The sequence below is a fragment of the Gemmatimonas sp. genome (assembly GCF_036405635.1).
GTDB lineage: Bacteria > Gemmatimonadota > Gemmatimonadetes > Gemmatimonadales > Gemmatimonadaceae > Gemmatimonas.
Map to the genome: position 1 here is coordinate 1 of NZ_DASWXE010000210.1, position 5,554 is coordinate 5,554.

Here is a 5,554-nt window from a genome sequence, read left to right on the forward strand (position 1 = left end):
CGTGTGGTGGTGAGTGATTTCACGCTGCACGCATCCGCCGTCATCGTCACGTCCGGCGGTATTGGGGGCAATCACGAACTGGTGCGCCGCTATTGGCCCACCGATCGCCTTGGCGCTGCACCGGCACACATGATCACCGGTGTACCGGCACATGTGGATGGCCAGCTGCAGCAGGCCGTCATGCGGGCAGGCGCCCATCTGATCAATCCCGATCGCATGTGGCACTACACCGAGGGTATTCACAACTGGTCGCCCATCTGGCCGCAGCATGCCATCCGGATCCTGCCGGGACCGAGCAGCCTGTGGCTCGACCCCACCGGCGCGCGCCTGCCCTTTCCACAGGTCCCCGGCTCCGACAGTCTGGGCACACTGCAGTACATCACCACCAACGGCCTGCCGTACACGTGGTTCCTGCTCAACCGCGCCATCATCAAGCGTGAGTTTGCGCTATCGGGCAGTGAGCAGAACCCCGACCTCACGGGCCGCAACATCCGCCTCGTGCTCAAGCGTCTGGGCAAGTCACCACCGGGTCCCGTGCAAGCCTTCATGGAGAAAGGCGCGGACTTTGTGGTGCGCGACTCCCTGCGTGCGCTCGTCGACGGTATGAACGCGATCACGCCCGAGCCGTTGGTGCGCTACGACGTGGTCGAACAGGTCGTACGCGACCGTGATCGGCAGCTCACCCACCAAGGCGGCAAAGATCCGCAGCTCGCCATCATTCACAGCGCGCGTCGTTATTTCAGCGAACGCGTCATGCGCATTGCCAAACCAGCGCCCCTGCTCGATCCCCCCAACGGCCCGCTCATCGCGGTTCGGCTCAACATCCTCACCCGCAAGTCACTCGGCGGTCTCGCCACCGATCTCGACGCGCGTGTGCTCGACCAAAGCGGGACGCCCATTGCTGGCCTCTACGCGGCCGGTGAAGTAGCCGGCTTCGGTGGCGGTGGTATGCACGGCTATCGCGCGCTCGAGGGCACGTTCCTGGGTGGATGCATCTTCAGCGGCCGCACGGCAGGACGCGCCGCCGCGCGCGCCGTCTGATCGGCGGCCAGTCGCTGCTCAGTCGCCATCACGCGAGTTGCATAGTGTCCATTCGCGCCGATACCGATCCCGCAGGCTGTCGGGCAGCGCACCTTCCACCATGACGTGGCCGGGCGTGCCCGCATACCCGGCACGCGGGCCAGCGGTATCGCCATCGGTGCGCAGGTAGTATTCGCCACAGACGTACCGGGTGCCATTCACCGTCCGATTCTTGCTGGAGCGATAGTGCAGCGGCTTCCCATTGCTGACCTGGGCCTCCACCGCACTGCGCGTCATCGCCACCTCTTGGCGTTCAGCCCAATGCTCGTCGTGCGGCCATCCGGGAGCACCCAGGTACCACCAAAGACCTGCGGCAAGGACCAGCAAGGCGCCCACCATCGTGAGCGCGCGACGAACCATTGAGCGGGCGGGTGCAGCGGCCGATTTCATGAGAACAGGGATTTGCGTGACGGGAGTGCCTCATCATCACACGCGCAGCTTGCCCGTCATTTCTCTCATATGCCTCTGCCGGTCGGATAACGGCCGCGGAGTTCCGGCGACTGCTCCAATGCACACAGCGTGACACCCTTGGCCCGCGCTGAATCGGCCCATTCACGCCGGCCCACTGCAGAAGCCCAGCAGGCCCATCCGATACTGATGAGCTGGAATGTGCACGCTCCGTGCACCATGCAGAAATGTCGACTGGCTTTGGAGATCGGATGCACAGGGTTCGCAGGCTCGGGCAGCAGGTCGCCGGATGGCTGACATGGACGACAGTCGCGGCTTCCGTCGCGGCGTGTACCGCCGAGCGTCCGTCGACGGTCGAACCGGTCGCACAGGCGACCGTGGCGTCGAATGGTGTCGCCCTCCCTGGCACCATCGCCTCGGCCGTGGGATCGGTCAATGCCATTCGCATCGAGGCCATTGGCGATACGGTGATCGCCGGTTCGCTGGGTGGACAGGCAGCCATCAAGGTCGTGGTGTCCGATACCACCGGGCGTCTGATTCACAACGCGGTAGTGAACTTCCTGCCTGCGACAGGACATGGTGCCATGACCCGCGCCACCGTGAACTCCACGGTGAAAGGTGAAGCCGCGAACACGTGGCGGTTTGGCCCATCGGTTGGCGAGCAGACGTTGCGCGTGTGGGTGTCCGGCGCGCCCGACACGCTGACCTTCACGGCAGTGCTTCCCAGTCCGCACGACGTGAGTGCCGTGTCGGCTACCAGCTTCGTGGGCGCCTACGCCGGCAACGCGGTGGTGACGGTGCTGGTCACCGACTCTGCGGGCAATCCGTTCCAGTCGGCCAGCGTGGCCTTTCGCCCGGACTCCGATGCCGGCGCGGTGAACTACACCACGGTGCGCACCAACAATCGTGGTGAGGCCAAGGCTACGTGGACGTACAGCACGGCCACTGTAGGCAACCAGCGGCTGCGTGTGACGGTGGACGGCCTCACCGACACGCTGGTGTTCACGGCCAATGTCGACGCTGCGCCTGTCGCGGTCGAACTGCACACCGTCACCGACAGCTCACTCACCGGTATCACCGGCACCACTCGCTCGCTGAGTGTGCTCGTGCGCGACCAGCGTGGGCAGCCCATGCCACGCGCATCGGTGAGTTTCCGGGCGCTCGAGAACAGCGGTACCGTGCTTCCATCAACGGCCATTTCCGGCAAGACCGGTGTGGCCAATGCCACCTGGACCTACGGCAAGCAGCCCGGTACGCAGACAGTGATCGTGACGGCGCAGGGGATCAACGACACGCTGCGTTTCGTGTCCACGGTGAAGGCCCCGCCGACCGCTACTGAGTTGGTGGCGGTGAGTGATACCGTACTCCAGGGACGCAGCGGAGAGACTGCCGTTCTTCAGGTGCGCGTGCTCGATGCCGACAGCAATCCATTTCCCAACGCGGCCGTGAAGTTCAAGGTGCTCACGGGACGTGGTGGTATGCAGGTCAGCATTGTGAAGGCGGGCCGTGATGGCATCGCCAAGGGTTCGTGGATCTACGGCGGGCAGTTGGGTGAACAGGAAGCAACGGCCGAGCTGGTGGGCGTCACCGGCTCCACGCTGGGCTTTGTGAGTACCGTGACCGTCGGTGCGCCCAAGGTGGTGGTGGCCGCCACCAGCACGGCAGGCCGAGCCGGTGTGGGAGACACACTCAGCACGCAGCCGGGGGTGAAGGTGACGGACAATTACGGCAATCCCGTGGAAGGCGTCACCGTACTCTTTCGCATCTCCACCGGCGGCGGCACGATCGAGACGGCCAGCGCCGTCACCGACGAAGACGGCATCGCCTCCGGCGGCGCCTGGGTGATGGGCCCCAACGCCGGCGTCAATCGCGTCACGGCTACCGTGCAGTCCCCGATTCCGCGCGGCAACCCGGTGGTGTTCTCGGCTACGGCCATGCCGTGATAGGGCCCCTGCAATAGCTCAGCAGTGGCACTGCGCCGAACAACACGAAGGCGACGATGGTGATCATGACGACGTTGTGGTCCCGGAAGCGCGTGACCGGGAGATGCTTCGCGGCGAGGTGTTCGTTGGTGTGCTGGACCTTGAGGTCATAGAGCTCATCGAGGAACAGTCGGTGCACGTGCCGGCGGGACATCTCATCCGGGATGCGCTCGAGCCAGGCATTGAAGTCGTCGGTGAGTGCGGAGATCCGTCCATGATCATCGCCGCTTCCGCTGGCCTCCTCCTGCAAGCGCAGGAAGACTTCGGCCGCACTGCGCACCTGGGCACGACTCGGGTTGCGCGGCAGGGCTGACAGTGTACGAGACAATTCACTGGCCATCGTCGCCTCCGCGCTTGCCCTCGTCCGGGGAAGTGACGCGCGCAGCGCGGCCCAGCTTTTCGCCGAGAAGGCGCATTCGTTCGAATAGACTGCCAAGTCGTTCCGAAGAGACGGGAGTGGGAGCACAATACTCCGAGCCGTTCCCTTCGCGCTTCTTGTCCTTCGTCATATGTGCCAGGCCCTCGCGGCGCTGAGGTCAGTGCCTGAACCCTGCTGGGGTTCGCCATTTCGGGTCCATTTTTAGTGACGTCGTTGGCATTTGGCAATTATCCAGAATGGGTAGTGTGGGAGCCACGGGGTGCCCATGGCGTAGTACCTCGCGGGCTCCATTCAGTCTCGGCTTCACAGGTTCTTGCGCACCACCACAAAGTTCGAATCGAACGCGATGTACGTGAGAAACGAGTACTTGTTCAACATCGGCGTTGACAGGATGAACCTGTTGGGCGTGATCTGGAACAGCATCCCCGTGTTGTATTGAGACGCCTGGACTCCCAGGGTCGAGTCCAATCCGGCATAGAAGCTCTTCCATGCATTGATTGCGCTTCGGCACTTCACGGTGTCCTGCACGATGGTCACCTGTTCGTAGGCAACTCCGGAAATGCCAAGTTGGTTTCGCGTATTCGCGAAGGTGACACCAGCCTGACCGGTATCGATCAACACCCCACGCACCCACGATCGAGCGCTCGCATTCCGGCGAACGTCCATCTCGCATGGGTTCGCGTCGACGACGGCTGGGCGAGTAATTGCATCAAACTTCGTAGTCGCGCCGAGGCTCAAGCCCAGCACGGAAGCAAGTATCAATGGGCGCACGTCAATTCCCTGTACTTTACGTGAGTCGGTGAAAGGCTGACTGGACAGGAACGGCTGTTGCCGGCCTTGCGAAGCCGGCACAAAGCAACTGCACTTCAGTGCGCCCGGGTACGACAATGTCTACTCTACCCGAGTTACTGACGTGCAACCTGCTGCACAAACAACAGATCAATCACATTGCGACTTATGCCGCTCATTCTTGCCGCGATTATGGTTGCGTTGTACGGTATCATTCTTATCGGGTTCGCCGGACCGATGCGACGCGGCGAGCTCCCGCCGGATCGCACCGTGGGGCTGCGCACCAGCGCCACCCTTCGTGCCCCCGCAGTGTGGTACGCGGCGCACGCCGCCAGCGGGCGTGATTTCGCGTACTTCGGGGTAGTTCTCCTCGCGGCAGCTCCCGTGCTCCCGTGGCTCCTCGGTCGCACCGCCCTTCCCGTGCTTTTAGTCCTGGTGGTCAGTGGCTCACTTCTGGTCGGAGGGCTAGCTGTTGTCCGAGCGAGTTTGCTAGGTGCATCACACCGTCAGACTCCGTCGACGCCATCCGATCAGATAGGCAAGCAGGACGATGCGTAAGGGAGTACTCCCTTGAGACCGATAGCTCGCTCGTGCTGGCCCTGATTCGTCTCCCGCCAATCTCCGCGCCTTCGGCAGCCGGTTGATCCGCGGGTACCCGGCATTCAGTCTCTTGGGTATGGCCGAAGACCAAGTTCAGGGATTCAGATCCACGCGCGGGGCTCCATTCCCGGAGTTCCCAGCGAGTTCCCGACTCGTTCTGTTCTCCACAACAACAAAAGCCAGCCAACGATAACTCGTTGACTGGCTTTCGTTTATGCAGTCGGGACGGCGGGATTCGAACCCGCGACCCCCTGAACCCCATTCAGGTGCGCTACCGGGCTGCGCTACGTCCCGAACGACTGCTCCTAACCACACC

6 protein-coding genes and 1 tRNA gene are annotated in these 5,554 nt (G+C 63.2%); 3 read left to right on the forward strand and 4 right to left on the reverse strand.

The genetic code is table 11. The features are described from left to right. On the forward strand, positions 1 to 1,041 hold a 1,041-nt coding region (locus VGE27_RS16805; RefSeq protein WP_331050833.1), incomplete at its 5' end, for an FAD-binding dehydrogenase. 18 nt (positions 1,042 to 1,059) lie between these two features. On the opposite strand, the gene VGE27_RS16810 is transcribed toward VGE27_RS16805, so the two are convergent. Continuing rightward, entirely contained in the window at positions 1,060 to 1,440 is a 381-nt protein-coding gene (locus VGE27_RS16810; protein ID WP_331050834.1) for a hypothetical protein, read from the reverse strand. Between the two features lie 299 nt (positions 1,441 to 1,739). On the opposite strand from VGE27_RS16810, the gene VGE27_RS16815 reads away from it, so the two are divergent. Then, positions 1,740 to 3,431 carry an Ig-like domain-containing protein gene (locus VGE27_RS16815; protein WP_331050835.1) on the forward strand — a complete coding sequence of 564 codons (1,692 nt, stop codon included), beginning with the start codon at positions 1,740 to 1,742 and terminating at the stop codon, positions 3,429 to 3,431. On the opposite strand, the gene VGE27_RS16820 is transcribed toward VGE27_RS16815, so the two are convergent. Both VGE27_RS16820 and VGE27_RS16825 read right to left on the reverse strand, forming a co-directional pair. Next, positions 3,415 to 3,810, reverse strand: a complete 396-nt coding sequence (locus tag VGE27_RS16820) for a hypothetical protein (protein ID WP_331050836.1) — start codon at positions 3,808 to 3,810, stop codon at positions 3,415 to 3,417. The genes VGE27_RS16815 and VGE27_RS16820 overlap by 17 nt on opposite strands. Positions 3,811 to 4,152: 342 nt before the next feature. Then, a complete protein-coding gene (locus VGE27_RS16825) occupies positions 4,153 to 4,701 on the reverse strand; it encodes a hypothetical protein (protein WP_331050837.1) in 549 nt (182 codons plus the stop codon). A gap of 174 nt (positions 4,702 to 4,875) precedes the next feature. Here VGE27_RS16825 and VGE27_RS19575 point away from each other — a divergent pair, with 174 nt between their 5' ends. Then, positions 4,876 to 5,196: an SdpI family protein gene (locus tag VGE27_RS19575; RefSeq protein WP_414653573.1), complete on the forward strand. Its 321-nt coding sequence runs from the start codon at positions 4,876 to 4,878 to the stop codon at positions 5,194 to 5,196. A gap of 262 nt (positions 5,197 to 5,458) precedes the next feature. Here VGE27_RS19575 and VGE27_RS16830 read toward each other — a convergent pair. Continuing rightward, positions 5,459 to 5,532, reverse strand: a tRNA-Pro gene (locus tag VGE27_RS16830). Positions 5,533 to 5,554 lie beyond the last annotated feature (22 nt).